At 58.8% G+C, this 25,196-nt stretch carries 28 protein-coding genes, 1 tRNA gene and 1 pseudogene; 15 read left to right on the top strand and 15 right to left on the bottom strand.

All coding sequences use genetic code 11. The features are described from left to right. Positions 1-26: 26 nt before the first annotated feature. Positions 27-1,097, bottom strand: coding sequence for an enoyl-CoA hydratase/isomerase family protein (locus AC1ROR_RS14660; protein ID WP_498589824.1), 1,071 nt, complete (start codon positions 1,095-1,097; stop codon positions 27-29). A 282-nt stretch (positions 1,098-1,379) separates the two neighbouring features. Between AC1ROR_RS14660 and AC1ROR_RS14655 the strand changes: the two genes are divergently transcribed. Continuing rightward, positions 1,380-1,637: a DUF2934 domain-containing protein gene (locus AC1ROR_RS14655; RefSeq protein WP_035221324.1), complete on the top strand. Its 258-nt coding sequence runs from the start codon at positions 1,380-1,382 to the stop codon at positions 1,635-1,637. 66 nt (positions 1,638-1,703) lie between these two features. On the opposite strand, the gene AC1ROR_RS14650 is transcribed toward AC1ROR_RS14655, so the two are convergent. Continuing rightward, positions 1,704-2,495, bottom strand: a complete 792-nt coding sequence (locus tag AC1ROR_RS14650) for an SH3 domain-containing protein (protein WP_498589823.1) — start codon at positions 2,493-2,495, stop codon at positions 1,704-1,706. A 258-nt stretch (positions 2,496-2,753) separates the two neighbouring features. Here AC1ROR_RS14650 and ubiG point away from each other — a divergent pair, with 258 nt between their 5' ends. Continuing rightward, positions 2,754-3,500 carry a bifunctional 2-polyprenyl-6-hydroxyphenol methylase/3-demethylubiquinol 3-O-methyltransferase UbiG gene (ubiG, locus tag AC1ROR_RS14645; RefSeq protein WP_035221428.1) on the top strand — a complete coding sequence of 249 codons (747 nt, stop codon included), beginning with the start codon at positions 2,754-2,756 and terminating at the stop codon, positions 3,498-3,500. A 129-nt stretch (positions 3,501-3,629) separates the two neighbouring features. Here ubiG and AC1ROR_RS14640 read toward each other — a convergent pair whose 3' ends face one another. Genes AC1ROR_RS14640 through AC1ROR_RS14625 form a run of 4 tightly spaced genes read right to left on the bottom strand, consistent with a single transcriptional unit; the run spans position 3,630 to position 6,051 of the window. After that, a complete protein-coding gene (locus tag AC1ROR_RS14640; RefSeq protein WP_035221328.1) occupies positions 3,630-4,058 on the bottom strand; it encodes a DUF1178 family protein in 429 nt (142 codons plus the stop codon). Then, entirely contained in the window at positions 4,055-4,915 is an 861-nt protein-coding gene (locus AC1ROR_RS14635; protein WP_498589822.1) for a carbon-nitrogen hydrolase family protein, read from the bottom strand. Before AC1ROR_RS14635 ends, AC1ROR_RS14640 begins: the two co-directional genes overlap by 4 nt. 29 nt (positions 4,916-4,944) lie before the next feature. Beyond that, positions 4,945-5,199 carry a glutaredoxin 3 gene (gene grxC, locus AC1ROR_RS14630; RefSeq protein WP_035221334.1) on the bottom strand — a complete coding sequence of 85 codons (255 nt, stop codon included), beginning with the start codon at positions 5,197-5,199 and terminating at the stop codon, positions 4,945-4,947. A 60-nt stretch (positions 5,200-5,259) separates the two neighbouring features. Further along, positions 5,260-6,051, bottom strand: a complete 792-nt coding sequence (locus AC1ROR_RS14625) for a ComF family protein (RefSeq protein WP_035221337.1) — start codon at positions 6,049-6,051, stop codon at positions 5,260-5,262. Positions 6,052-6,194: 143 nt separating this feature from the next. Between AC1ROR_RS14625 and AC1ROR_RS14620 the strand changes: the two genes are divergently transcribed. Continuing rightward, positions 6,195-7,076, top strand: coding sequence for a methyltransferase domain-containing protein (locus AC1ROR_RS14620; protein WP_498589821.1), 882 nt, complete (start codon positions 6,195-6,197; stop codon positions 7,074-7,076). Between the two features lie 15 nt (positions 7,077-7,091). On the opposite strand, the gene AC1ROR_RS14615 is transcribed toward AC1ROR_RS14620, so the two are convergent. The 6 genes from AC1ROR_RS14615 to AC1ROR_RS14590 form a co-directional block, all read right to left on the bottom strand. Then, positions 7,092-7,283, bottom strand: coding sequence for a Flp family type IVb pilin (locus AC1ROR_RS14615; protein ID WP_035221338.1), 192 nt, complete (start codon positions 7,281-7,283; stop codon positions 7,092-7,094). A 96-nt stretch (positions 7,284-7,379) separates the two neighbouring features. Next, the gene (locus tag AC1ROR_RS14610; RefSeq protein ID WP_003500236.1) at positions 7,380-7,694 is read right to left on the bottom strand and encodes a hypothetical protein; all 315 of its coding nucleotides are present in this window, start codon (positions 7,692-7,694) and stop codon (positions 7,380-7,382) included. Positions 7,695-7,852: 158 nt separating this feature from the next. After that, entirely contained in the window at positions 7,853-8,266 is a 414-nt protein-coding gene (mutT, locus tag AC1ROR_RS14605; protein ID WP_003500233.1) for an 8-oxo-dGTP diphosphatase MutT, read from the bottom strand. Beyond that, on the bottom strand, positions 8,263-9,039 hold the full coding sequence (locus AC1ROR_RS14600) for a GNAT family N-acetyltransferase (protein ID WP_498589820.1): 777 nt from the start codon (positions 9,037-9,039) through the stop codon (positions 8,263-8,265). The genes mutT and AC1ROR_RS14600 overlap by 4 nt, the downstream gene beginning before the upstream one ends. Before the next feature lie 18 nt (positions 9,040-9,057). Beyond that, the gene (gene argJ, locus AC1ROR_RS14595) at positions 9,058-10,299 is read right to left on the bottom strand and encodes a bifunctional glutamate N-acetyltransferase/amino-acid acetyltransferase ArgJ (RefSeq protein WP_003500229.1); all 1,242 of its coding nucleotides are present in this window, start codon (positions 10,297-10,299) and stop codon (positions 9,058-9,060) included. A gap of 93 nt (positions 10,300-10,392) precedes the next feature. Continuing rightward, positions 10,393-11,256: a peptidylprolyl isomerase gene (locus tag AC1ROR_RS14590; RefSeq protein WP_035221432.1), complete on the bottom strand. Its 864-nt coding sequence runs from the start codon at positions 11,254-11,256 to the stop codon at positions 10,393-10,395. A 242-nt stretch (positions 11,257-11,498) separates the two neighbouring features. Between AC1ROR_RS14590 and secA the strand changes: the two genes are divergently transcribed. The 5 genes from secA (at position 11,499) to AC1ROR_RS14565 (ending at position 19,292) form a co-directional block, all read left to right on the top strand. Further along, positions 11,499-14,216 (top strand): preprotein translocase subunit SecA, encoded by a 2,718-nt coding sequence (secA, locus tag AC1ROR_RS14585; protein WP_035221344.1) that lies wholly within the window; start codon positions 11,499-11,501, stop codon positions 14,214-14,216. A 145-nt stretch (positions 14,217-14,361) separates the two neighbouring features. After that, on the top strand, positions 14,362-15,255 hold the full coding sequence (locus tag AC1ROR_RS14580) for a DMT family transporter (RefSeq protein WP_035221347.1): 894 nt from the start codon (positions 14,362-14,364) through the stop codon (positions 15,253-15,255). Positions 15,256-15,393: 138 nt separating this feature from the next. Beyond that, positions 15,394-16,539: an acyltransferase family protein gene (locus AC1ROR_RS14575; RefSeq protein ID WP_237681104.1), complete on the top strand. Its 1,146-nt coding sequence runs from the start codon at positions 15,394-15,396 to the stop codon at positions 16,537-16,539. A 57-nt stretch (positions 16,540-16,596) separates the two neighbouring features. Continuing rightward, on the top strand, positions 16,597-18,012 hold the full coding sequence (uppV, locus tag AC1ROR_RS14570; protein ID WP_498589819.1) for a Wzx-type polysaccharide biosynthesis protein UppV: 1,416 nt from the start codon (positions 16,597-16,599) through the stop codon (positions 18,010-18,012). A gap of 8 nt (positions 18,013-18,020) precedes the next feature. After that, entirely contained in the window at positions 18,021-19,292 is a 1,272-nt protein-coding gene (locus AC1ROR_RS14565; protein ID WP_035221352.1) for a GNAT family N-acetyltransferase, read from the top strand. A gap of 53 nt (positions 19,293-19,345) precedes the next feature. On the opposite strand, the gene uppQ is transcribed toward AC1ROR_RS14565, so the two are convergent. After that, positions 19,346-19,981, bottom strand: coding sequence for a polysaccharide biosynthesis GNAT family N-acetyltransferase UppQ (uppQ, locus tag AC1ROR_RS14560; RefSeq protein ID WP_080837887.1), 636 nt, complete (start codon positions 19,979-19,981; stop codon positions 19,346-19,348). Positions 19,982-20,276: 295 nt separating this feature from the next. Here uppQ and AC1ROR_RS14555 point away from each other — a divergent pair. From AC1ROR_RS14555 to AC1ROR_RS14540, 4 genes are all read left to right on the top strand, one after another. After that, positions 20,277-20,361, top strand: a tRNA-Leu gene (locus tag AC1ROR_RS14555). A gap of 191 nt (positions 20,362-20,552) precedes the next feature. Further along, positions 20,553-20,966 (top strand): hypothetical protein, encoded by a 414-nt coding sequence (locus tag AC1ROR_RS14550; RefSeq protein WP_498589818.1) that lies wholly within the window; start codon positions 20,553-20,555, stop codon positions 20,964-20,966. An 84-nt stretch (positions 20,967-21,050) separates the two neighbouring features. Beyond that, complete coding sequence (locus AC1ROR_RS14545) at positions 21,051-21,332, top strand: hypothetical protein (RefSeq protein ID WP_498589817.1); 282 nt, start codon at positions 21,051-21,053, stop codon at positions 21,330-21,332. A 151-nt stretch (positions 21,333-21,483) separates the two neighbouring features. Continuing rightward, on the top strand, positions 21,484-21,744 hold the full coding sequence (locus tag AC1ROR_RS14540; RefSeq protein ID WP_309776309.1) for a DUF1488 family protein: 261 nt from the start codon (positions 21,484-21,486) through the stop codon (positions 21,742-21,744). Positions 21,745-21,865: 121 nt separating this feature from the next. Here the strand turns inward: AC1ROR_RS14540 and AC1ROR_RS14535 are convergent. Next, positions 21,866-22,080, bottom strand: a pseudogene (locus AC1ROR_RS14535) (hypothetical protein). A gap of 430 nt (positions 22,081-22,510) precedes the next feature. On the opposite strand from AC1ROR_RS14535, the gene AC1ROR_RS14530 reads away from it, so the two are divergent. Further along, the gene (locus AC1ROR_RS14530) at positions 22,511-23,026 is read left to right on the top strand and encodes a disulfide bond formation protein B (protein ID WP_498589816.1); all 516 of its coding nucleotides are present in this window, start codon (positions 22,511-22,513) and stop codon (positions 23,024-23,026) included. Positions 23,027-23,056: 30 nt separating this feature from the next. Here AC1ROR_RS14530 and AC1ROR_RS14525 read toward each other — a convergent pair whose 3' ends face one another. Then, positions 23,057-23,614: an HNH endonuclease gene (locus AC1ROR_RS14525; protein ID WP_035222725.1), complete on the bottom strand. Its 558-nt coding sequence runs from the start codon at positions 23,612-23,614 to the stop codon at positions 23,057-23,059. 312 nt (positions 23,615-23,926) lie between these two features. On the opposite strand from AC1ROR_RS14525, the gene AC1ROR_RS14520 reads away from it, so the two are divergent. Then, positions 23,927-24,229, top strand: coding sequence for a hypothetical protein (locus AC1ROR_RS14520; RefSeq protein WP_498589815.1), 303 nt, complete (start codon positions 23,927-23,929; stop codon positions 24,227-24,229). A gap of 146 nt (positions 24,230-24,375) precedes the next feature. After that, positions 24,376-24,981 carry a transglutaminase-like cysteine peptidase gene (locus AC1ROR_RS14515; RefSeq protein ID WP_498589814.1) on the top strand — a complete coding sequence of 202 codons (606 nt, stop codon included), beginning with the start codon at positions 24,376-24,378 and terminating at the stop codon, positions 24,979-24,981. Positions 24,982-25,196 lie beyond the last annotated feature (215 nt).

The raw sequence follows: 25,196 nt of genomic DNA, 5'->3' as shown, positions 1-25,196 counted from the left end.
GCCGGATTTCTTTTGCGTCGCACAATCTAGAGGCGATGTTCGGGAAACAAATTTCCGGCATGTTCGGCAAAATACGGCGAAAGATCTTCTGCACGCACCTCCTCCAGCCGCGCCGGCCGCCAGCGGGGATTGCGATCCTTGTCGACCAAGGCAGCGCGCACGCCCTCATAAAAATCATGGCCCCGCAATATTTCGGTCCCGGCGGCAAATTCGCGCTCAAGGCATTCGATGAGGCTCGCGCTTTCCCGGCCGAGGCGAAGCAATTTCAGGGTCAGCTTCAGGCTGGTGGGGGAGCGTTTCTGGAGGACCTCGAGGGTCTCGCGCGAAAACGCATCATCGCGTGCAGAAAGTGCCGCGAAAATCTCCTCTACCGTGTCGAAACGGAATGTAGCGTCGATGATATCGCGGTTTAAAGCCAGCACGCCTTCGCCCGCATCGCCGGCATAGGTCGCGATCGCAGCCTCGATACCTTCAATATCCTTCGCCCGCGATAGATCCGCCACGAGAGATTCGAGACCCTCCGAAGGAATGAGATAATCGGCAAAACCGGCATAGATCGCATCGGCGCCAGCGACGGCATTGCCGGTCAATCCCAGCCAGGTCCCGCATTCGCCCGGCGCTTTCGGCAGAAGCCAGGAGCCTCCAACATCAGGAAAGTAACCGATACCCGTCTCCGGCATAGCGAGCCTTGTCCGCTCCGTGACGATGCGGTGGCTGCCATGGGCAGAAATACCGACGCCGCCGCCCATGACGATGCCGTCCATCAGCGCCACATAGGGCTTGCCAAAGCGGGCGATGCGATAATTGAGCGGGAACTCTTCCCGCCAGAAATCAAGCACCTGCGGGTCACCCGCCTTGCCCAGATCATGAATGATGCGAACATCCCCACCGGCGCAAAGGCCCCTTTCACCTTCTCCTGACAGCACCACACAGGAAACCTCGGGGTCATCCTCAAAACGGGCAAGCGCCTGAAACAGGAGGCGAACCATCGGCAATGTCAGACTGTTGATGGCTTTCGGGCGGTTGAGGCGGATGATACCTGCGCCTCCCCGCTGCTCGACGATGACCTGCGCCTCCGCTTCGGTTGCAAGCTCCAAGGTCCCCTCCTGCACTATTGTTCATCCGCCCATCTTGGCGGGGTTGGCGTCATCACGCAACGTTGATGTTGTCGTGTGGGAACGTCTTTCGCCTAAACCGCTTTCACCGGCGTAAAATGCCTGAAATCCGCTTTCGCAATGCAGCATGTTTGCTTGACGCCCGGAAGATCATGGCATGTAATGCAACTTGGAAATGCCGGCATTGATTCCTGTCGAGCGTGTGCCGGACCAAGCGGGATGTCGCCTTCTCAAAGGCGCTGTAAACAGCAACGGGAGACGAGCATGCAGGTTTCGGAAAACGAATGGATCAGTAAACGGGCCTATACCCTCTGGGAAAAGGAAGGCCACCCCCACGGCCGCGATGCGGAACACTGGGCACAGGCAAAACACGAATTTTCGCTTTTGAAGACATCGGAAGCGACGAAACCGGCGCAGCGCAAAAAGGCAGCTCCCAAGGCCGTTTCCGCTGAAGCCGCTCCGGACGCAGAGACGCCTGCAAAACCCAAGGCCCGTGCCCGCAAGGCTGCGGCCGCGAAATAAGCGCCCGACCGATAGCCAAAAGCAGCATATGAAAAGCCCGACGAAATCTCGCCGGGCTTTGTCTTTTTAGCGCGGGTCGCAGCCCGGGTCGCCGATCCGGCATCCACCCTGGGGGTTTTCCGAGGCGGGCGCACGACGTGGGTCGTCCCACTGACGGCGTTCGGGACGGCGCTGACCTTCGTCCTGATTTGGCTGGCGATCGCGATTGCGGTCGCGGTTTTCCTCTTCGAAGCGCGGGCGATTATCCTCGCGACGTGGCCTGTCACCCTGGTTTCTGTCACCCTGGTTCCAGTCACCGTAACGGCGCTCCCAGCGTCCGTCATTCGGTCCGCCGCCCTGGCGCGGATCGCGCCATTCGTCACGGCGGCCGTCTCGCCATTCGTCACGAGGACGCGGCCGGTCCCAGTCGCCACGCGGCGGCGGAGGGGCCACATTCCAGTAACCGCCGGAGGGCGGCGGGCGACGCCAGCGGTCACGCTCGCGATAGAAATCGCGGTCGCGGTAATAACGGTCCCAGTAACGACCGGCTTCGAAGGTGATCACCGGAACGCCGAGATCACGATAATAGCGCGGCTCCACATAGACCCGGTTTTGCCGATACGTCGTCTGGATATAGCGACCGGCGACCCAGCCGCGACCGCTGATGAAAGAGACGTCGCACCAAGGCGTATCGGACAGGCAGCCATGCACCGTCAACGGCGCGCCAGCCGGGATCACAACGACGGCCGGATAGGCCGTGCTCGGGCCGGAGCGCATATTCACATTCGCGGTGGCAAAGCCGCGCGTCGCGGCTTCGGCAAGTGCCGGCGCGGCGAGCATGGCCACCAGCGCTATTGCGCCAAACAGTTTTTTCTTCACTTCTTTCTCCTCAAGCAAAGGCCCGCTTTGCCCATGTCGGCATCCATCGCTGTCGATGGACGAATATGCGTTCCGCATACTGCCACGACCGGAAAATACGCGTTCCTCCATGAACGCAGCATGAAACAAATGAGGCGCCCCATCGGTTCCACCTGCGGCAATGAGGCGCCCGACAATTTGCCGGCGGAATGGACCGCCGGTCTTGACTTCGGGGGGCAATCATCCGACTTCAATGCAACAGCAATATGGAGCAGAACCATGAGCGAAACCGCAAAGACGACCGTCGACCAGAGCGAGGTGGATCGCTTCTCCGCGATGGCTGCGGAATGGTGGAGCCCAACGGGCAAGTTCCGCCCGCTGCACAAATTCAATCCCGTGCGGCTGGAATATATCCGCAACCGCATCTGCGACAATTTCGGCCGCGACCCGAAAGCGCACCGCCCGTTGGAAGGGCTGCGCGTGCTGGATATCGGCTGCGGCGGCGGTCTTCTTTCCGAGCCCGTGGCACGTATGGGCGCGGATGTCGTGGGCGCCGATCCTTCGGAAAAGAATATCGGCATCGCCTCCACCCATGCGCGGGAAAGCGGTGTGACCGTCGACTACCGCGCCGTGACCGCCGAACAATTGCTGGAGGCCGGCGAAACCTTTGACGTCGTCCTCAACATGGAGGTGGTCGAACATGTGGCCAATGTCGACCTCTTCGTCACCACCTGCGCGAAAATGGTGCGCCCCGGCGGGCTGATGTTTGCCGCCACCATCAACCGTACGCTCAAAGCCCGGGCGCTCGCGATCTTCGCCGCCGAAAACGTGCTGCGCTGGCTGCCGCGCGGCACGCACCAGTATGAGAAGCTGGTTCGCCCAGAAGAGCTCGAGCGGCCGCTGGTGGCAAGCGGCATGGATATCGTCCACCGCACCGGCGTCTTCTACAACGTGCTGCAGGACAGCTGGAATCTTTCGCCGGACATGGATGTCAATTACATGATGCTGGCGAAAAGGCCGTCGTAAACTAGTGCGCCCAACTCTCCGTCATGGTCGGGTTTGACCCGACCATCGATTTCCGAACGTTGGGATGCATCCTCGGGTCAGGCCCGAGGATGACCCGGCTTATTGGTCGATATCAAAACCGAATGAAGTTCAATTAACGTCGTCAGGCAGCACCGGCAGCGGTGCAATTTCAATGCCCTCGTCCAGCAGGGCCTTGGCATCCTGAGCCGAGGCATGGCCGATGATGCCGCGTTCGTCGGCCTCGCCATAGTGGATCTTGCGGGCCTCTTCGGGAAATTTATCGCCGACATCTTCCGCATTCGCGCGAATATTGGCGACGGCTTCACGGATTTTTGCCAGCGCTTCTTTTTTCGCCGTGTCCATGGCGAGTGTCTGGCGTTCATCCTTCTTGCGGGCGGTGGAGACCGAAGGCGCCATCAGAAGCTTGGAGACCTGCACCGAATTGCAGACCGGACACGACAGGAAGCCGCGCTGCAACTGATTGTCGAAATCGTCACTCCCGGAAAACCAGCCTTCAAACTCATGGCCCTTGTCACAGGCCAGCGCATAACGGATCACGCCGCCTCACCTCCGGCAGATTTCAGGGGAACAACCGTATCCAGCGCGAATTCGCGGGAATTGCGCAGATTGGGAATTTTTCCGCGCGCGGCAGCCACGAGCGACGTGTCGATCTCGGCGAAGATAATATCTTCACCGCCGCCGCCGGCAATTGCCAGCACCTTGCCCCATGGATCGATGATGATGGAATGACCGAAGGTTTCGCGCCCGTCCTCATGCACGCCGGCCTGTGCGGCGGCAATGACAAAAGCACCATTTTCAATAGCGCGGGCGCGCAGCAGAATTTCCCAGTGGGCTTCCCCCGTCTGGCGGGTGAAGGCGGCCGGAACCGTCAGAACCTCGGCGCCGGCAAGCGCTTCCGCCCGGAAAAGCTGCGGAAACCGAACGTCGTAGCAGATCGCAAAACCGAATTTCGCCAGAGGAAGTTCGGCGACACGCGCCTCGACGCCGGGTTCATAGGCAGCGCTTTCGCGCCAGCTCTCGCCATTGTCGAGATCGACATCGAACATGTGGATCTTGTCATAGCTGCAGATACGCGAACCGTCAGGCGCGAAGAGAAAACCGCGATTGGCGATCTTGCCATCCGGACGGGCAATCGCCGTCGAACCGACATGGACATGAATGCCGAGTTCGCGTGCCAGCCGCGCGGCGGTCGCGACAATAATATCGCCGTCATCATCACGCAGCTGCGCGCGCAGCGCCTGCCGGTCCTTCTGGATGGCGCCGGTCATTTCCGGCGTCTGGACATAGACAGCACCATCAGCCGCAGCGGCACGCACCAGGCGTTCCATAGCGGCGGCATTTTTTACCGGGTCGACGCCGGATCGCATCTGAATGGCGGCAGCCTTGAAAGTCATCACGTCCTCCATGCCCGGAATAGAGCCAATCAGGCGGCCAGCATAATGTCGAGTTTACCCGCACGCTCCAGCGCATGCAGATCATCGCAGCCGCCGACATGCTCGCCATTGATGAAGATTTGCGGGAAGGTCGTGCCGCCGGATTTCTCGATCATTTCCTGCCGGTATTCCGGCGTCGTCGTGGCGTTATATTCAGCGTAGTCGACGCCCTTGCTGTCCAGCAGCGCCTTGGCGCGCGCGCAATAACCACAAAAATCCCGCGTATAGATCGTCACCGGTGCCATGTTTTTCCAAGCCTCGCAAACATGCGCCGAAGCGCACAATTTCCTCATCGCATTCAGGCTTCATATAGGCGCGGAAATGGCCATTGCAAAGGTCAAAACGGTCACTTCCGCGGCACCCGCTTTCCGCAGCGCACGGCTTGCCGCACCGACCGTCGCACCCGTGGTGTAAACATCGTCAACCAGCACAACCCGCTTGCCGAAAATTCCGATTTCCCGACCGGATGATATTGCAAAAGCACCGCGCATATTGTCCCGCCGGGCAAGTGCCGAAAGCCCCACCTGCCGCTCGGTCGGCTTTACCCGCAACAGCGTATCCACAAGCAGGGGCTTGCCGGCGGCCTTGGCCAGATGCCGTGCCAGTTCAGCAGACTGATTGAACCGGCGACGCCAGAAACGATGGCGATGCAAGGGCACGGGCACGATACAATCACAGGCGTCAACCGTCCCATCACTCGCTCTCAGCATCCACAGCGCCATAAGCCGGGCAAGATCCGTCCGGTCCTGATATTTCAGCCGGTGCACGAGCTTGCGGGCGGTTCCTTCATGGCTTGCGGCTGCGCGCAGACGATCAAAGGGCGGCGGATTTGCGATAGCCTCAGCGCTCACAGCGCCTTCGCCGTGATCCCGGGAAAAGGGAATGCCGAGAACCTCGCAAAACGGGCGATCGATGAAGCTGACGTCGCGCCAGCAATCGGGACATAGGGCGCCCTCGCCGCCCGTCATGCGGGCGCATCCGGCGCAGGTCGGCGGATAAACCATACGGAAGGCCGAGCGCAATGTGACGCGTGCCGCCGCCGACACGGCAGCGGACTTCGACAGCAATCCCGAAAACAGATCATCGCCAGCACCCATGAGGTTGACTTTACCGCCGAACGGGTGCCTTTGCGAGAGCGATATGGTCCGGTTTCATCCCGGCAAAACGATGCCCAAGCGGCATGACAGCAACGATGCGGCCCGCCGATCCCAAAGGCGATGGAGGCCGAGCAGGCAAGACGATGGATATTCTCTTTGACCAGGCCCTGATTGAACAAAACCGTCACCGGGCGTGGAGCCGGCGTGACGACAAGGCCCTGTTCCTTCTCGACATGGCAGCCGAGGAGCTTGCCGACAGGCTCGCAATCGTCGAGCGCCGGTTCGAGACCGCAATCGAGCTGCATGGCGGAACGGGCGTCACGGCCCGGCGCGTGGCCGAGACCGGCAAGGTGGATACCATCCGTCGCATCGAGACGGAGAGCAGTTTTACGACGGATGGTAATATCCCCGAGGCCGCTTCCATGGAGCATCTGCCGCTTGAGGAGGTTTCTGCCAATCTCGTCGTTTCGCCGCTTGCCCTGCATCTTACCAATGATACGCCCGGTGCGTTGATCCAGATAAGGCGGGCATTGAAGCCGGACGGGCTGTTTCTCGGCGCCATTCCCGGCAGCGGCACCTTGCAGGAATTGCGCGACGTGCTTTTGACGGCAGAGGCGGAACTGACCGGCGGCGCAAGCCCGCGCGTCATTCCTTTTGCCGATGTGCGCGACGTCGGTGCGCTTTTGCAGCGCGCCGGTTTTGCGCTCCCTGTCACCGATTCGGAAACCTACACGGTACGTTACGACTCGATTTTTCCCCTGATGCGTGACCTGCGCGCCATGGGCATGGCCAATCCACTGGCAAGCCGCAGCAGAAAACCGCTCAATCGCGCGTTTTTCCTGCGGGCAGCGGAACTTTACGCCGAGCGTTATTCCGATCCGGACGGGCGGATCAGGGCGACGTTTTCCATCATCTATGTTTCAGGCTGGGCGCCGCATGAGAGCCAGCAGAAACCGCTAAAGCCCGGCTCCGCCAAGATGCGCCTTGCCGACGCTCTGAAGACAACTGAGGTAAAACTGTCCTGAGCGACCGGGGCGGTTTCAGCTGTTGGCGAAAGTGTCGGCGATAAGCTGGAACACTGTATTGATATTGCCGCTGATGGCGGTTGCGCCACCGATGAGTGCGGCGGAAATCAGTCCGACAATTAAGCCATATTCGACCGCAGTCGCGCCACGTTCGTCCTTATAGAAACCGATCAAAAAATGCAGCACAGGATATTCCCCATCCGCCATCCGGTGCGCTCAGCCAGCCGGCATTATGACATATTGAAATCGGATTTATCTTAAGGCCGAGCGCATGAGGGATTCGTTACCGATGATGGTAAACGATCAGCAACCGCTCTCATTGCTATAGCCAGTGACGACACAGGGCATTTCCGGCATCGGCTGTGTTATGCTGCGACGGATGGAATAGGTTTTGCCGGCATCGGTCTTCTTGATGGAGCCGGTGCTTATCATGTCGTAATTATCGGGGAACTGCGCAACCCGGGTCGAGGACTTGCCTGCCAGCATGGGGGTGACGATCAGGGAGAGAGCGATCACCGCCGTCCCGAAAAGCAGGGCGACGTTGAGAACGCCGGTGCGACGGGATTTATTGGAATAAGAGTGACGACCTTCCACCGTCTTCCAGAAATCCTCGTTCATGACCAACCTCGTCTCGCGCAGTTTACCGCTTCTTTAGATTAACAATCTGCCAGAGGGTGCTGAACGATCTCTTAACGCAGCCCCGTTTTGGCACGGCAAAACCGGGATACATTGCCTTTTCACGAAGCTGTTACGGCGTGAGGCACGCCAGCTGCGCTTTAAAGCAGGTCCTGAAGGAAGGGAATGAGTGGCTCGTCGGCCGGTGGCATGGGGTAGTCGCGCAGAGCCTGCGGCTTCACCCATTTTATCGCCTGCCCTTCCCGCCCATGGGCAATGCCCTCGTAACGACGGCAGACATAGAGCGGCATCAGCAGATGAAAAGTCTCGTAGGTGTGGCTGGCGAAAGTCAGCGGCGCAAGGCAGGCGACCTTGGTTTTCACACCGAGTTCCTCATCCAGTTCACGGACAAGGGTTTCCTCCGGCGTCTCACCGTGCTCCACCTTACCGCCGGGAAACTCCCAGAGACCGGCAAGCGACTTGCCTTCCGGACGCTGGGCCAGAAGGATGCGGCCATCCTGATCGAGCAGGGCACAGGCGGCGACCAGCAGGATTTTTTTGCCCGCTTCACTCATTCTCCCGCACCCTTGCGCCAGTAGCGATAGCTATAGGCCTCGCTGAAACCGAATTTTTCGTAAAGCGCAATCGCGGGTGCATTGGTTGAAACAACCTGCAACCAGGCGCTTTTGGCGCCGCTGATCCTGGCCCACCGCAGCGCTGAGGCCAGAATCTGGGTGCCAAGCCCCCTCTGGCGCTGCGACCTGGCAACATCGAGCGAGAGGATGCCGGCCAGATCGTTGTCCTGCACGCAGATGACGGTCGCAAGCGCGCTGCCTTCAACTTCCTCGTTGATGAACAGGCCAAGCGTCGGCTTGATCGAGCTGACGATTTCCGCAATCGCCGGCCTCTGGGCCGGGTCGCCATCGCTGACCTTGATGCTCGCTTCGACAAAGCGGCCAATATCGTGGCTAGGCAGGCTTACGAGGGTTTCCGGCAATTCCATGCCGGCAAGATCAGCCGTCATGACCTTGACCTCTTCGAAAACGGACCAGCCATCGTCCAAGAGAAAAGCCTTGAGCAGCGGCGGCATCAGCGTCGTTTCACGCACCACCAGCTGGCGGCCGAAATCCTCGAAACGCTTGCGCGCCTTTTCCAGCCGCACCGCGCAATTGCCGTAATCGGAAGGGTCGAGCGGCACCACGCAGTTGATGCGCTTGGAGGGGTGCGAACCCGTGAGGCGAATTTGCCAGCTGCCATCATACATCACCGACGAGGCCGGCCATGCCCGGAAGCTGACGGCTTCCAGACGGCGAACAAGCGGCAGATTGACGGCCTTGTTTTCCTGCATTCTCTTCGGCTCCAACGGTCAGCTCCGGTAGTCGCCGTTGATCGCAACATATTCCTTGGTCAGATCGCAGGTCCAGACAGTGGCGGTGCCCTGACCGAGACCGATATCCACCTTCACCGGAATGTCCTCCAGCCGCATCACGGCCGTGGTCTCGGCTTCCGAATAGGCGGGATCGCGTTCGCCATTGACGGCCACACGCACGTCACCGAACCAGATGGCAAGACGATCACGATCGGCCATTTCGCCGGATTTACCGACAGCCATGACGACACGGCCCCAGTTGGCGTCTTCGCCGGCAACGGCGGTCTTCACCAGCGGCGAATTGGCGATGGACAGGGCTATCTTCTTGGCGGCGGCATCGTTTTCCGCACCCGTGACGGTGACTTCCACCATCTTGCGCGCACCCTCACCGTCGCGCACCACCTGCAACGCCAGATCCTTCAAAAGATCGTTGAGCGCAGCGCGGAAGGAGGACAGACGCTCGTCATCGGCGCTCGTCACCTTCACCTGGCCATCTTCAGCCGCCGCACCCGTGGCAAACAGCATCAGCGTGTCTGACGTGGACGTGTCGCTGTCGACCGTCACGGAATTGAAGGTTGGGCCGACACCGGCGGAAAGCAGGGATTGCAGGACGGCAGGCTCAATATCGGCATCCGTCACCACAAAAGAGAGCATCGTCGCCATATCGGGGGCAATCATGCCCGCCCCCTTGGAAATACCGTTGATCGTCACGATCACGCCGCCGATTTCGGCTGTGCGGGTCGCGACCTTGGGGTAGGTGTCGGTGGTCATGATCGCCTTGGCAGCTTCCTGCCAGAAATCGGCTTCCGCCCTGACGTTCATGTCGCCGAGAACACCGGCAAATTTCGAGGCATCGAGCGGTTCGCCGATCACGCCCGTCGATGCGAGAAACACTTCACCCTCAGAGCAGCCGACGGCGGCGGCGGCAGATTTCGCCGTCAGTTCGGTCGCCGCCTTGCCCTTGACACCGGTAAAGGCGTTGGCGTTGCCGGAATTGACCACCACGGCGCGCGCTACGCCGCCGCCGAGATTGGCGCGGCAGAAATCAACGGGGGCCGAGGGGCACTTCGATTTGGTGAAGACGCCTGCCACACTTGCCGGCTTGTCGAATACCATCAGGAGAACGTCAGTACGGTTCTTGTACTTGATGCCGGCGGCAGCCGTCGCCATGCGAACACCGCGCAGCGCGGGCATCTCGGGATAGGATTTCGGAGCGAGCGGGGAAACGGCAACGGACATGGGGAAGCGCCTGAAATTCTGGAAAAGAGAGGTATGGGAATGCCTGAGATGAAACGGGGCGGCCTGTAAGCCGCCCCGTAACATGGGTCATTATTACTGCTGCGGCTGAGCCTGCTGTTCCTTCGTGGCTTCGTCGTAGCCCTTCTTAAGCGTCTCATCCATGATTTCGATCTTCTGGTCAGCCTTTGCCTTCTCGATGAGGGCAACGTACTTGTCACGCATGACAAGCTGACGAACCTGCGGCTCAACCTGCTCGAAAGCCGGCGGCGGAGCGATGCGCTTGTCTTCCAGCTTGATGACGTGGAAGCCGAACTGCGTCTTCACAGGGGTCTTGGTGTAGGCGCCCTTTTCGAGGCCGAAAGCGGCTTCTTCGAATTCCGGCACCATGCGGCCCTTGCCGAACCAGCCGAGATCGCCACCGTCATCCTTGTTGGAATCGGTCGACTTCTCCTTGGCGAGGGCTGCGAACTCCTTGCCCGAATCAAGCTGCTTGATGATGTCCTTGGCTTCATCTTCGCTCGCGACCAGAATGTGGGCGGCCTTGATTTCTTCTTCCTGAGGCAGGGCTGCGACTTCCTTGTCGTAACGCGCCTTCACTTCGTCGGCGGTAACGGCATCGACCACATGCTTGCGGAAATAGGCATTGTGCAGCTCACGGTCCTGGATGAATTCCATGCGCTTCTTGAAATCCTCGGTCTTTTCGAGACCTTCTGCGCTGGCGTTCTTCACCAGAAGCTTGACGTCGATCGCGCCGGAAAGGGCTGCAACCTTCTTCTGCTCGTCGGGAAGCTGCGCGAGCTGCGGGTCGAGATTGCCCATGGCGAGGTCGAGTTCGGACTGGTGGATTTCCAGATCGCCGACCTTGGCGACAACCTTGTCTTCCTGTGCGAAAGCCGGAAGCTGGAGGCCGAGCGTGGCCACAATCACCGCAGCCGCAATTTTATTATAGCGCAACATTTTGAACCTTTCGGGGACAATGCCGGCTCCAGACATGGTTTCCGGCTCTGAAAAAACTTCCAAACACCGGATTGTGGCCATTCTGTAACGGGCAGAACCGTTGACATCATTTGCCCCCCCTCTTATCTGTCACGCAACCTCGCGTCCAGATACGTTGAAGGGCGAAGTCCGTCATTTGTGCTGAAAACAGCGTGACGGAGAACAGCGCCCGGCAAAACGGAATTTCAGAAAGGGCCAGTAAGATGGTCAGTCTCGGCGGAATAGCCCGCAAGTTGTTCGGTTCGGCAAATGATCGCCGCGTCCGCTCCTATAAAAGCAAGATCGCAGCCATCAATGCGCTGGAAGAGGCCACCAAGGCACTCTCCGACGAAGCGCTGGCGGCCAAGACGGCGGAATTCCGCCAGCAGCTTGCCGATGGCAAGACGCTGGATGACCTGCTGATCCCGGCTTTCGCCGTCGCCCGTGAGGCGTCGCGCCGCGTTCTGCACATGCGCCCCTTCGACGTGCAGCTGACCGGCGGCATGATTCTGCATGGCGGCGCCATCGCCGAAATGAAGACCGGTGAAGGCAAGACACTGGTGGCGACCCTTGCGGTCTACCTCAACGCGCTCGCCGGCAAGGGCGTGCATGTCGTTACCGTCAACGACTACCTCGCCAAGCGCGACGCCGCCACGATGAGCAGGCTCTATGGCTTCCTCGGCCTGACGACCGGCGTCATCGTGCACGGCCTGGACGACGACCAGCGCCGCGAGGCCTATGCCTGCGACATCACCTACGCGACAAATAACGAACTCGGCTTCGATTATCTGCGCGACAACATGAAATATGATCGCGCCCAGATGGTGCAGCGTGGCCACAACTACGCCATCGTCGACGAAGTCGACTCGATCCTGGTCGATGAGGCGCGCACGCCGCTCATCATTTCCGGCCCGCTGGACGATCGCTCCGATCTTTACAACACCATCGACGCTTTCATTCCGCTTCTGTCGCCGGAAGATTACGAGATCGACGAGAAGCAGCGTTCGGCCAACTTCTCCGAAGACGGCACCGAGAAGCTCGAGAACCTGCTGCGTCAGGCGGGCCTTCTGAAGGGCGAATCGCTTTACGACATCGAAAACGTCGCCATCGTCCACCACATCAACAACGCGCTGAAGGCCCACAAGCTCTTTACCCGCGACAAGGACTACATCGTCCGCAACGACGAGATCGTCATCATCGACGAGTTTACCGGCCGCATGATGCCCGGCCGCCGTTATTCCGAAGGTCAGCACCAGGCGCTGGAAGCCAAGGAAAAGGTGCAGATCCAGCCGGAAAACCAGACGCTTTCCTCCGTCACCTTCCAGAACTATTTCCGCATGTACTCAAAGCTTGCCGGCATGACCGGTACGGCATCGACGGAAGCGGAAGAATTCGGCAACATCTACGGCCTCGATGTCATCGAAGTGCCGACCAACCTGCCGATCCAGCGTATCGACGAGGATGACGAGGTTTACCGCACCGGCGAGGAGAAATTCCTGGCCATCATCACCGAGATCAAGGCGGCGCATGAACGCGGCCAGCCGGTTCTCGTCGGCACCACGTCGATCGAAAAATCCGAACTTCTGGCCCATATGCTGCGCCAGTCCGGCTTTACCGATTTCCAGGTCCTGAACGCCCGTTATCACGAGCAGGAAGCCTATATCGTTTCGCAGGCCGGCGTTCCCGGCGCCGTGACCATCGCCACCAACATGGCCGGCCGCGGTACCGACATCCAGCTTGGCGGCAACGTCGACATGCGCCTCGAGCGCGAGCTGGAAGGCATGGAGCCGGGTCCCGAGCTTGATGCCAAGGAAGAGGCGATCCGCGCCGAGATCAAGGTGCTCAAGGAAAAGGCGCTTGCCGCCGGCGGTCTTTACGTCATCGCCACCGAGCGCCACGAAAGCCGCCGTATCGACAACCAGCTGCGCGGCCGTTCCGGCCGTCAGGGCGACCCCGGCCGCTCGAAATTCTATCTGTCGCTCCAGGATGACCTGATGCGCATCTTCGGCTCCGAGCGCATGGACTCGATGCTGCAGAAGCTCGGTCTGAAGGAAGGCGAGGCCATCGTCCATCCCTGGATCAACAAGGCGCTGGAACGCGCCCAGAAGAAGGTCGAAGCCCGCAACTTCGAGACCCGCAAGAACCTTCTGAAATATGACGACGTGCTGAATGATCAGCGCAAGGTGATCTTCGATCAGCGCCTCGAGCTGATGGAAGCCGACAATATCGGCGAAACCGCAGCCGACATGCGCAATGAAGTCATCGAAACGCTCGTCGCCAAGCATATTCCCGAAAATGCCTATGCCGAACAGTGGGATATCGCCGGCCTGAAGGCGGGTATCGCCCAGTTCCTGAACCTCGACCTCCCGGTGGAGGAATGGGCCAAGGAAGAAGGCATCGCCGAGGACGACATTCTTCAGCGCGTTACCGAGGCGGCCGACAAATACGCCGCCGAGCGTGCGGAACGTTTCGGTCCTGAGATCATGACCTATGTGGAACGTTCGGTCATTCTCCAGACGATCGACCATCTGTGGCGCGAACATATCGTCAATCTCGACCATCTGCGCTCCGTCGTCGGTTTCCGTGGTTACGCCCAGCGTGATCCGTTGCAGGAATACAAGGCGGAAGCCTTCGAGCTGTTCCAGGCACTGCTTGCCAATCTGCGTGAAGGCGTCACCGCCCAGTTAATGCGCGTGGAGCTGGTGCAGCAGGAACCGCAGCAGCCGGAACTGCCGGAAATGACCGCACATCACCTCGACCCGGTCACGGGCGAAGACGAGATGTCGCATGGCGGACAAGTCGTGCCGGTTGCTTTCGTGCCGAGCGAGGAGCGCGATCCGGAAAACCCCGCCACTTGGGGCCGTATCGGCCGCAACGAAATGTGCCCCTGCGGTTCGGGCAAGAAATACAAGCACTGCCACGGCGTTTACGAACAGGCCTAAGCCCGGTCGACCAGAAATGAAAAATCGCCCGTAACCCGCGTTACGGGCGATTTTGTTTGTGGCGGATCGTTGCCGCCGATCGGGGTGTTGACTGGTATTGGCACTTTCCATATGGGAGCCGGATCATCTGCTGGAAACTGCCCCCATGGCCCCTCGCGATCTCGCCGCCTATATTTTTCTCGCACTCGCGTGGGGTGTGTCTTTCCTGCTGCTTCTCCATGTTGTGGCCGCCTTCGGCTGGATAGGCGCAGTCACACTTCGCTCGCTGATGACCGCCGTGGCCCTCTTTCTCATCGCGCTCGCGGCGCGCCGGAAGCTCACATTTTCTGCGGGCTGGCGGGCATTTGCAATTGTCGGCGCAACGACGGTCGCTGGGCAATTGATCGGCCTGTCCTACGCGACACCCCAGATCGGCACCGCAATGGCCGCCATTCTGGTCGCCACAATCCCACTTTTTTCCATGCTCATTTCGCAGATATGGGGGATCGAGCGGCTGACGCGACAGGGAATTGCGGGTCTCGTCATTGGTTTTGCCGGCATTGTCCTGCTTGTTGGTTTTCCCGCCGTGCCCGTTACCACCGGCTTCATCATCGGCTGCGCCGCCGCTGTCGCCGCCTGCATCTGCGCCGCCTATGGCAGCAATTATGCGAGCCTTCACCTGAAAGGGGTGGGCTCCTGGGAAATCACCATCGGCTCCTTCCTGACCGGCGGCCTGATGACCTTCCCGCTTCTTCTCGCCGTACCGTTGCCCGGAACGCCGGGTCTTGTCGATTACGGATATCTCCTCATCCAGGCGGTCGTCATGAGCGGCCTCACCTACATCACCTATTTCCGGCTTGTCTCCTCCATCGGCGCGACCAAGGCGATCAGCGTGGAGTTCGCCGTAACTGTCGTCGCGGTGCTCGTCGGCGCCCTGGTGCTCGATGAACCCCTGTCGCTTCCCCAGCTGTTTGGCGCCGGCATCATCATACTGGGCTGCGCATTGGTGCTCGATCTCCTGCCCGGCAGGAAAGCACCGCCCACGCCATCGGGGGCATGAAGGGTTTATTAGCGTTTTCCACTAATAGTCGTGCCGGTCGTAACAGATCACACGGGATCGCGTTTTCAACGCGAGGGAAAAATGCAACCGGGCAATTCAGACTATGAGCATTATTGGGACCCACTCAGGGCTCTCCTGATGCTGCTCGGCATTCCCTATCACGCCTCCCTGCTCTACAGCCACGCCCTGCCCTGGGACATCAAAGATTTCGAGACCAGCCCGCTTCTGAGCGCGCTCGGTGCGGCATTCGTGACTTTCCGCATGCCGGCGTTTTTTCTCGTCGCCGGGTATTTCTCGGTCATGGTCATCGGCAAAAAAGGCAGGATGCGCTGGCTCAAACAGCGCTTCCTTCGCCTCGGCATACCCTTCGTCGTGGCGGTTCTCCTGCTTGGGCCATCACAGCTTTTCATGCTCAAACTGTCGGAACTTGCCAAGGGCGACATCACTGCCGGCGAAATGATGCAGAACCTGCCGGATCTGCTGCAGCCGAGCGAGCAGTGGATCATGCATCTATGGTTCCTGCCTGCCCTTCTCGCCTATTCGGCGCTGCTTGCGGGCCTCATGCATCTCCTGGAGCAACCACCATTTGCAGATGCAAAAGACTGGCTCGACAGGGTGAATGACCGATATCCGCGCCTGTTCTTCACCGCCCTCTGCGCCCTCCCCGTTCTGTGGGAATTGTTGGTTTATGGCTCCGACCTGCTTGCCGCGAAAAGCGAAAACAGCGTTTTTCTTCTTTATGAACGGGCCTCCGACCCCTATGCGCGCTATCTGCCATTCTTTTTAATCGGGGCCCTGCTGCGCCGTGACCGAAGCCTGTTTCACCGCTTTCGCCAGACCGGCATTCTCACGGGTATCGTCGCATCCGGTTCCATCGCGACGGCGGTAACGCTGCGATTGCAAAACCCTTTTTCAAACTCGGCGCCGCTGGTACTGGTTTCGGCGATTGCAGCCGTGACGACGAGCCGGCTCCTGATCGACCTTGCCTGCCGCTATTTTGACAGGCCCAGCCCGCTTGCCAAACGGATGACGGATGCCTCCTTCACCATCTATCTGCTTCATCATCCGCTGATTTATGCCTTCGGCACGCTTTTCATCCTGATTTCACTGCCGCCTGTCTTGGAATTCGGCGTCATCGTCGTGGCCACCACGGCAACGGCCTATATGCTGCACCAGGCAATACGGTGCAGTCCGCTTGCCCTCTTTCTTTTCAACGGCATCCGCAGGCCGCCGGTGGCAAACGATATTGGCACACAAGTCCCCGCCTCCCACACCCTTCGTTAATGATGAAGCCCTTATAATCGGGTTGCCCACTCAACTGGAAATGATGGCGTGTGGATCATGGCTATCCTCAACACGGCGGAAAAAGCCCTGCCCGCAGGCCTGCGTGCGAAACTCGCGCCGCTGGTAGCGAAAATCGCTGCCATTGTGTCCGGCGGAGATGATGTCTCCCGCGCCCAGCGCATGGCGCTGGTCGCTTTTGCGGTGCGCATCGTCAGTGCCGGCATTGCCTTCATCTCCCAGATCATCCTCGCCCGCCTTATGGGCGAATTCGAATACGGCCTGTTCGCCTTCGTCTGGGTTCTGGTGATCCTGTTCGGCAATCTGTCCTGTCTTGGCTTCCACACCACCGTCATTCGCTTTTTGCCCGGCTATCGTCTGGAAGAGGCCCATGACAAGATCATGGGGCTGACCTCGACGGCGCGCATCTTCGCCATGCTTTCGGCCAGCGCTCTGGCGCTTTTCGGCTTCATCTTCCTGTATTTCTTCGGCGAGCGGATCGCAGCCTATTACCTCATTCCCGTTGCGCTGGCGCTTTTCACCCTGCCAATGGTGGCGCTTGGGGACGTGCTGAACGGCACCGCACGCGCCAATGGCTGGGCCATTTCCGCGCTCAGCCCCACCTATATCGTCCGTCCCGTGCTGATCCTGCTGTTCATGCTGGTGGCAATCGGCCTCGGCGCGGAAAAGACCGCAACGACGGCGATGCTGACGGCCCTTATGGCCACCTATGTGACCACGCTTTTCCATTTCGCCTTTATGAACCGAAGGCTCAACCGGCATTTCCGCAGCGTTACCCGCCAGGTGCATTTCCGGCACTGGCTGCGCTTCGCCTTTCCCGTCTTCCTGATCGATGGCATCGGCTTTCTGATGACCAATTCGGATGTGGTGATCGTCGGTCTTTATCTGCCGCCGGATCAGGTCGGTATCTATTTTGCCGCGGCAAAGACCATCGTGCTGATGCAATTCGTGTTTTTCTCGGTACAGGCAGCGGCGGCGCCGCGCCTCGCCGCCCTGATTTCGGCAAATGACAGGCAGGGCCTGGCGGGCTTCGCCAGCCAGGCGGCGCGCTGGGCTTTCTGGCCGTCACTGGCTGTGGGCGGCGTCGTGCTTCTGGCGGGTCCGTTCCTGCTATCGTTGTTCGGTCCGGGCTTCGTTCAGGGTTACGAGTTGATGTTCTTCCTCTTTGCCGGCTTCCTTGCAAAAGCGTTGATCGGACCCGGAGAAACGCTGTTGAATATGGCCGGCAAACAAAAATTGTGCGTAGCGCTTTATATTATTATCTTCGGTTGCAACATTCTGCTCAACATGGCGCTGATTCCGGTCTATGGTCTGACAGGGGCCGCGGCGGCGGTCGCGATAGCCATGTGCATAGAAGCTGTGCTATTGCATATTGCCATTCGCCGTACACTCGGGATCGTCCTTTTTGCCTTCAACGATCCCCGGGCGGGTCAAGACACTGGGAAGGCGGTGTAACGATAAGCATGTCCAGCGACCCAAAGAATCCGGATTTTCAGGACCCGCGCATTGCTGCGCTGATGGCGTCTGCGGAGCGTGACCGCCCCGTTGCAGACAGCAGCCGGCGCGTGGGACGCGACGGCCGCGAATTCTGTATCTATCCGGGCCAGCTCGGTTATGAAATGCAGGAGGAACTCGACTTCCTGTCCAATCGCGTCATGGAAGCGAATGTCTTCTTCACCGGGCGGCTTCTTGCGCCCGCCATGCCGCGTATCGACGACAAGTCCGTGCGCTTCGCCCTTATCCGCGACGAAAACGGCGCCAGAAGCCGCATGCGTTTTCTGATGCCCTTTACCGTCGAAAAGCCGGGCTTTTCCATTGGTCCTTCCATTATCCGCGTCTGGGCGAACCCTTTCGGTCCTCTCGGCACACCGCTGGTCGATACCGAAGGCGCTGCGGAAACGCTCGACAATCTTTTCGACGCGCTCTCCGATCCGGAAATGCGCCTGCCGAATGTGCTCGTGCTGCCGGATGTGCGGCTTGAAGGGCCTTTCGCCAGCATGTTCAGGGCCATCGCCATCAGCCGCAACCTGCCATTGACCACGACCGGAAGTTATCAGCGGCCGGTTCTGGAAAGCCTTCTGGATGGTGAGGCCTATCTGCGCAACTCGCTCGCGCCGCACCATATGCGGGAAATGCGCCGGCAGTGGCGGCAACTCGAGCAGCTCGGCACATTATCCTATACGGTTGCCCGTCAGCCGAAGGACATACGCTACCGCATGGAGGAATTCCTGGCGCTGGAGGCGAGCGGCTGGAAAGGCCGCAAACGCACCGCGCTGGTCAATGACCGTTATCGCGCCGCCTTCGCCCGCGAGGCGATCACCAATCTGGCCGAAGCGGATGCGGTGCGCATTCACACCATCGATCTCAACGGCAGCGCGATTGCATCCATGGTCGTCTTTTTGACGGCCGGCGAGGCCTATACGTGGAAAACTGCCTTTGACGAAAACTACGGGCAGTTTTCTCCCGGCAAGCTGCTGGTTCAGAAACTGACCGGCTGGCATCTGGACGACGCCAATATCATGCGCAGCGACAGCTGTGCGGTGCCCGACCATCCGATCATGAGCCGCTTCTGGCAACAGCGTCAGGAAATGGGCACATTGGTTGTGGGTTTGACCCAGAACAGCGACCGCGACGTGCGGCAGGTTTCCACGCAGGTGGACATGTATCGCAACACCCGCAACCTCGCCCGCAGCCTGCGGCAGAAGATCCTGTCCTTCGGACGCAAGGGCAATTAAAACCGAAGGACGCGGATAGCGTCCTTCGGTCGATGCTGCGGTATCAGACCCGATCAGCGTGAAGCGGTGCGGATCATCTTGCACAATTGCGTCAGGGCCGCATCGTAGCCGCCGCCCAGAATATCGATGCAACGGCGGGCGAGCTTGATCTGCTCGGTCCGTGACATGTCATTATAGGCCTGTATGGCATTGCGCATGCCACCGGGGGAAACCGTTCCCGGATTACCGGGATTTGATGGATTGCCCGGGTTACCGGGATTTCCGGGGTTCGTGGATGAGCCACCGATACCAACCCCGACCCCAAGGCCAAGACCGCTCGATCCACCCACATTGGCGCCGACATTGGCATTGATGCCGCCTGAGCCGCCAACCGAGGCATTAACCCCCGCGTTGACACCGCTCGATCCGCCAACGGAAGCATTGACGTCCGCATTGACGCCGTTGCTGCCACCGACCGAAGCGTTGACATCCGCACCCAGCCCGCCGCCGCTCCTGCCACCGACATCCGCACTTGCATTCACGCCGCCGCTGCCGCCAACGGAGGCGTCGACACCGAGCCCGCCGCTGCCATTGCCGCCCACACTGGCATTCACCCCATTCTCACCGCCAATCCCGATATCCAGCGCATGAGCGTTGACCGGCAGGATGAGACAGGCAGACAATAATAAATTGCGAGAAAGCGCCCTCATAGTTTCCTCCATATGAGTTAGGCCATTCCCGCCCCGCGTGGAAACTCCACCCGGACATCATAATTCAATTAGCAATTGCGTATATTCTAATTTATTAGAGGTGCCTAATATTAGATTGCCGACGCAACTACAGGTGTATCGATGTGGGATGGACGAGGCCGCCCGCACCTTCTCTGCAGGCCCCGTAAAGAGAGCGAATGGTGGCCGCAAACGCGCGCAATTACGAAGGATAAGTCAGCTTTGGGGTTGCACGCATGGCCTTGACCATGATAGACGCCGTGGCATTACCACCGTTGCCCCAATGGCGGAATTGGTAGACGCGCCGCACTCAAAATGCGGTTCCGAAAGGAGTGCTGGTTCGATCCCGGCTTGGGGTACCACTACCTAAAAATCGCATTGATTTTCTTAGGTTTTCCGGCACTAAGTGTCCAATAAACTCCCACCAGCTATGAAAATCCTTATTCGCTTGCGTTAGGCGCCATTCAGGCGCAGTATTGAGTTGTCAGTAGTCATGTTACGGGCGCTACTGATTAAGGGCGGGTTACCCTAGCCCCAATAAGAGGAGGACGAGATGTCTTCCGATTCCAACTTTTCTGGCATCTCCCCCGAGGAAATGGAGATAATCCAGTCAATCTTGAAGAATGCTGGCTATAACGCCGCATTGTTGGGTGATGATCAGCGACAATTTAACACGGCCGCATTTCTCGTAATGAGACTGTTTCTTGCGGGCGAGAAATCCGCAGATGCACTCGCAGCCCAACTAAAACGCCGTCTTGGGAGGGCGACTTTGCATCGACCCTCTTATCAGTCGGCGCTTGCCCCCTATGCCATTCGTGGATTACCCCGCGACATGAGGTACGTGCTTCGAATATCCCGGAAGGGGCGTACCCGATCAATTGAAGCGGAGGAGCAGTCTTGGGAAAATGAAGGCGGCGCGATACGTGGCCCCCTCGGTCATCCTCATCACAGTCCAAAGCTGTTCTGACCAAGAAGAGCGGTTGGCAGTTCCCCATCACTCATTGCGCCTGTCCGCGATAGGCAATGCAATAGAACAGAGGATACTAGGGACATGATAGAGAGAACAACAATCAGCGAGATCACTTTCGCGCACGCGTTTGTACTAAGTAGCTTGGTGGCACCTTTAGACGCAGGAACGTATCGTCTCGTCGTAGACGAAGAACTCATTGAAGGTCTGAGTTTTACGGCCTACAGGCGAGTGGCGACCCACCTTGAGATACCTGCAATTTCCGCTCAAACGGTCAAACGGCAGTTCTTGCAAGTGTCCTCGGCGGAGATCGACAATGCGATACGGAAAGACGCCGAATTAGGGAGCACCGCCGTAACGAACTAGGAGGGCCGATAGGGCGCGCGCCAAAGGTGGAAAGACTACCTTCCTTGCGTCCGGCGGATTTCGTCATCGTCCAGATCGGCCCATCTGCCGATTTGATTTCCCAAGGCCGACTGCCACCAATCGGCTGCACCAGTAGGTAACAAGCTCAGCCATGACTCTAGTCTTTCCAAATCGCAGTCGAAGTTTCGACGACACCAGAAACGCCGTTCGGTTTCTAGGGTACGACGGCATACTAGAGGTACGGTTTTTCATTGAGGCTGCTGCACTCGTGCAATCAAGCTCATCGAACATCAGTTCTGAGTGCCTGTTAGCATTCGATGCAGCACGCGGTTCGATTCTCGAAGCGGCAAAAAAGGCTTACGCGCGTGGCTATCAATCTATGTATATGCTGAATGCCAGAGATTTTAAATAAATTGACCTAACGGCGTATCGTTTCGCCCTTTGGTATCGTTCCCTTATTTCAGGTGCTCAAATATTCCTTGTTATGAAAAGGCCCGCGCGCCGGTAAATCCGTCTGGCATCAATTCGGCAATCTATCCGTGCGAAGTTAACAGACGCGGGTTGCCATACTGCTGCTTTCCTCGTCCACGGTCACGGCGTAGGCCGCAACACCGACAGGGCGCGATGCCAAGGCGCTTGCCATTTTTTCAGCGGATGCTTGATTGGACGCTGGATGCATATCGCCCGGAACGATGCCGCCGTGTCCCTTTTTGAACTGTACTACAATGATCTTTTCAGCGTCAGACATATCTCTCGGCCTCTCGTTTGTTCTATAAATGTTCTCACTTTAGGGGAGAGTCAAGCGTTTGGACACTTCTGGAAAAAACCTAACGTTTGTGTGGAAAGAACGGGTGTCCAACAAAATCACAAGCCGCTGATTTTTCTCAAAATCAGCGGCCCGGCTTGGGGTACCACTTTCCAGAAACAGCATTGATTTTCTTTTATTTTTGCCTCGGCCTTGCAAGGCCGTCCGATTACCGCATGGTCGCCAGCATCCTCACGAAACTTTGCTCACATACCTCGTTTATTACCGGGCTTTCATTTGCCAGATGCAGCAGACTGGATTAGACGCATCCTGTGACACACGTTGAACTGGCGACTTAATTTCGCCATCACGCCCGCCTTTTTGAAAGCCCGTTCGGGATATCTGCTTCTTCGCGAAGTTTGGGGAAAACATCATGGCCACTGCAACGACCGCCGACAACAGCCGCACGCTCGCCGCTCTTGGCGTCACGGCGGGAATGATCTTCACCGTGGGCTCTGCCCTCGCTTTCCAGCATATTGGCGGTTACACGCCCTGCGCCTTGTGCCTGTTGCAGCGCGATCCCTATTATTATGCCATTCCGCTGGGCATATTGGCCGTTGCCACCAGCGTCTTCAAGCTGCCGGTTCAGATCACACGGCTGCTGCTTGCCCTCATCGGCGTGGCGATGCTTATTGGCGCCGGGCTTGGCGTCTATCACGCCGGCGTGGAATGGGGTTTCTGGGAAGGCCCGATCACCTGCGCCACCGGCGCACCGTCCATCACCACCAATGCCGGCGATCTCCTCGGCAATCTGAACGCCATCAAGGCGCCTTCGTGCAACGATGCGGCACTTCGGGTGCTCGGCCTTTCCTTCGCCGGCTGGAATGTCATCGCAAGCGTTGCACTTGCGGCAGTCGCCTTTTTTGGCGCGAGCCGTAAAAGCCGATAAGCGGGAAAACCCCATTGCAGTCCTGAAAGATCAGGGCTGCAACTCGGTGTCCCAGTAAAGATAGTCCATCCAGCTTTCGTGCAGATAATTGGGCGGGAACAGCCGCCCATTATTGTGCAAATCCTGAACCGTGGGCTGGAAAGGCTTCTGCGCCGGGAACATGCCCGCCTGCTTGGGAAGCTTGCTGCCCTTTTTAAGGTTGCAGGGAGAGCACGCCGCAACGACATTGTGCCAGGTGGTTTCACCGCCATGCGCGCGTGGAACCACATGGTCGAAGGTCAGTTCGTCCCGCGTGCCGCAATATTGGCATTCGAACTTGTCCCGAAGGAAAACGTTGAAGCGCGTGAAGGCGGGGTTGCGGGTGGGCTGCACATAGGTCTTGAGGCTGACGACACTCGGCAGCCGCATGGAAAAGCTGGGGGACGACACCGCGTGATCATATTCTGCAATGATGTTCACACGGTCTAGAAAGACGGCCTTGATCGCGTCCTGCCAGGACCATAACGACAAGGGATAATAACTCAGTGGCCTGTAGTCTGCGTTCAGAACGAGCGCCGGCAGGGCCTGTGGTGAAACTGCAATCGTCAAGGGCTTCTCCTGAGCGATTCGGCATCTGCACTTGTATATTAGGTCCGTTGTTACAGGATTGTGAAGCCTATAAATGCAGCGGAGAAGAGCTTAATTTTTCATCGCTAAAAACGTCTTTTTTACGTTCTGACGTCCACACGACGAGTGGGGTTCCCCGCCGCCTTCCGCCGACGCGTGACGACGACACGGCAGCGATTCGGCTGCCGCCGGACGCAAAATCAATTTCACGCACGAAAGGGCATCGGTGATATAATCACCGAGGCAAATGAGCGGGAAACGCTTCTGTCGTTCCATGAACGGAAGGAAACGGCCATGGTCCTGTGCAGGCACCGAGTAGCACCGTTGTGGGCAAGCCTGGCGGCTGGCGTTTTTGCCGCGCTGATGGGTCTCGCCACGTCCGTCCAGGCGCAGCAATATCAGAATTTCGAAGTCACGCCGGATGGCCGTGGCGGTGCGCAGGGCACGGTCGGCGGGCGCAATTTCGAGGTCTATCGCAATTACGACCGGCCACCGGCCGGTGGCCGTGTCTCGCCTGAGACAAGGCGCGAGCAACGCAATGCCGTTCCGCAGCAGACCTGCATTATCGACGCCCCGGGCAAGACCCGCTGCAAGTGAACGTAAGAGCGTCTGATTTGCTGCCTTTTATCAACCGGGAATAAAATTCAATTTCCTTAAAAAGCAATCTATCGACTTAAACGGCCTGCAAGAAAGGGCGGCTATCTTCCCGGGTACAAGAGAAAACAACTGTGCAGGGGCAAGACATGGCGAATAAAGCAATCCGTCTCGCAAAGACTTTGGCAGTCGCTGCCGGTATGGCGGCAAGTATCGCGACAACGGCACCGGCCGTTCCGCTTGGCGGCCTCGCGAAGAATCCCGTCGTATCGCGGCCCGGCCAGTTCATGACAACGAGCCGTCCGACCATCGCGCCCATCGCCTTTGCGAAATTCTGTGATAATGCCGCCGACCAATGTGTGCGGATTGGCGATCGTGACACGGTCGAGCTGACGAAACAGAAGCGTGCGGAGCTTCAGAGTATCAACTCCCAGATCAATAGCTCGATAATCTATGTCAGCGAATCGGCCGGACAGGACGAATGGAAGCTGAACCCGGCGAGCGGCGACTGCGACGACTACGCGGTGACCAAGCGGCAGCGGCTCCTGCGCGCCGGCTGGCCCTCGGGCGCGCTGCGCATTGCCACCGCCCGCACCACTGATGGCATAGGCCACGCAGTTCTCGTCGTCAGCACAAGCCAGGGCGACCTGGTGCTGGACAACCGCACCAACGTCGTCAAACCGTGGAAATCCGTTGACTTGAAATGGATCAAGATTCAGTCGCACGAAAACCCGCGTGTCTGGCTGAAACTCTAGGTTCCAATTTCACGGGATCATATGTTTCAAACAGGACGGAGGGGACTTTGGCCCCCTTCAATTGCGCTGCGGAAACTTGTGAAAAATCGGCGCTGGCTCTGGTTATCGATACCATCGGAACCAGTGCCCCATCCTCCCCGGACTGCGTCCTTCAGCAAGGCTTTGGCGATAGCCCACATGCCTTCCAGCAAACGACATTACCGGGCGAGGGGCAT

This window comes from Agrobacterium sp. GW821-FHT14E08, from assembly GCF_058803865.1.
Note: the sequence above shows the minus strand (reverse complement) of the source record. Positions and strands in the feature narration are given on the sequence as shown.

Bases quoted from the DNA above. Each gene is read 5' to 3' on its own strand.
- AC1ROR_RS14655 (WP_035221324.1), top strand. From the start codon at position 1,380: ATGCAGGTTTCGGAAAACGAATGGATCAGTAAACGGGCCTATACCCTC.
- ubiG (WP_035221428.1), top strand. From the start codon at position 2,754: ATGAGCGAAACCGCAAAGACGACCGTCGACCAGAGCGAGGTGGATCGC.
- AC1ROR_RS14635 (WP_498589822.1), bottom strand. From the start codon at position 4,915: ATGACTTTCAAGGCTGCCGCCATTCAGATGCGATCCGGCGTCGACCCG.
- grxC (WP_035221334.1), bottom strand. From the start codon at position 5,199: ATGGCACCGGTGACGATCTATACGCGGGATTTTTGTGGTTATTGCGCG.
- AC1ROR_RS14625 (WP_035221337.1), bottom strand. From the start codon at position 6,051: ATGGGTGCTGGCGATGATCTGTTTTCGGGATTGCTGTCGAAGTCCGCT.
- AC1ROR_RS14620 (WP_498589821.1), top strand. From the start codon at position 6,195: ATGGATATTCTCTTTGACCAGGCCCTGATTGAACAAAACCGTCACCGG.
- AC1ROR_RS14615 (WP_035221338.1), bottom strand. From the start codon at position 7,283: ATGGCGGATGGGGAATATCCTGTGCTGCATTTTTTGATCGGTTTCTAT.
- AC1ROR_RS14610 (WP_003500236.1), bottom strand. From the start codon at position 7,694: ATGAACGAGGATTTCTGGAAGACGGTGGAAGGTCGTCACTCTTATTCC.
- mutT (WP_003500233.1), bottom strand. From the start codon at position 8,266: ATGAGTGAAGCGGGCAAAAAAATCCTGCTGGTCGCCGCCTGTGCCCTG.
- AC1ROR_RS14600 (WP_498589820.1), bottom strand. From the start codon at position 9,039: ATGCAGGAAAACAAGGCCGTCAATCTGCCGCTTGTTCGCCGTCTGGAA.
- argJ (WP_003500229.1), bottom strand. From the start codon at position 10,299: ATGTCCGTTGCCGTTTCCCCGCTCGCTCCGAAATCCTATCCCGAGATG.
- AC1ROR_RS14590 (WP_035221432.1), bottom strand. From the start codon at position 11,256: ATGTTGCGCTATAATAAAATTGCGGCTGCGGTGATTGTGGCCACGCTC.
- secA (WP_035221344.1), top strand. From the start codon at position 11,499: ATGGTCAGTCTCGGCGGAATAGCCCGCAAGTTGTTCGGTTCGGCAAAT.
- AC1ROR_RS14580 (WP_035221347.1), top strand. From the start codon at position 14,362: ATGGCCCCTCGCGATCTCGCCGCCTATATTTTTCTCGCACTCGCGTGG.
- AC1ROR_RS14575 (WP_237681104.1), top strand. From the start codon at position 15,394: ATGCTGCTCGGCATTCCCTATCACGCCTCCCTGCTCTACAGCCACGCC.
- uppV (WP_498589819.1), top strand. From the start codon at position 16,597: ATGGCTATCCTCAACACGGCGGAAAAAGCCCTGCCCGCAGGCCTGCGT.
- AC1ROR_RS14565 (WP_035221352.1), top strand. From the start codon at position 18,021: ATGTCCAGCGACCCAAAGAATCCGGATTTTCAGGACCCGCGCATTGCT.
- uppQ (WP_080837887.1), bottom strand. From the start codon at position 19,981: ATGAGGGCGCTTTCTCGCAATTTATTATTGTCTGCCTGTCTCATCCTG.
- AC1ROR_RS14550 (WP_498589818.1), top strand. From the start codon at position 20,553: ATGTCTTCCGATTCCAACTTTTCTGGCATCTCCCCCGAGGAAATGGAG.
- AC1ROR_RS14545 (WP_498589817.1), top strand. From the start codon at position 21,051: ATGATAGAGAGAACAACAATCAGCGAGATCACTTTCGCGCACGCGTTT.
- AC1ROR_RS14540 (WP_309776309.1), top strand. From the start codon at position 21,484: ATGACTCTAGTCTTTCCAAATCGCAGTCGAAGTTTCGACGACACCAGA.
- AC1ROR_RS14530 (WP_498589816.1), top strand. From the start codon at position 22,511: ATGGCCACTGCAACGACCGCCGACAACAGCCGCACGCTCGCCGCTCTT.
- AC1ROR_RS14520 (WP_498589815.1), top strand. From the start codon at position 23,927: ATGGTCCTGTGCAGGCACCGAGTAGCACCGTTGTGGGCAAGCCTGGCG.
- AC1ROR_RS14515 (WP_498589814.1), top strand. From the start codon at position 24,376: ATGGCGAATAAAGCAATCCGTCTCGCAAAGACTTTGGCAGTCGCTGCC.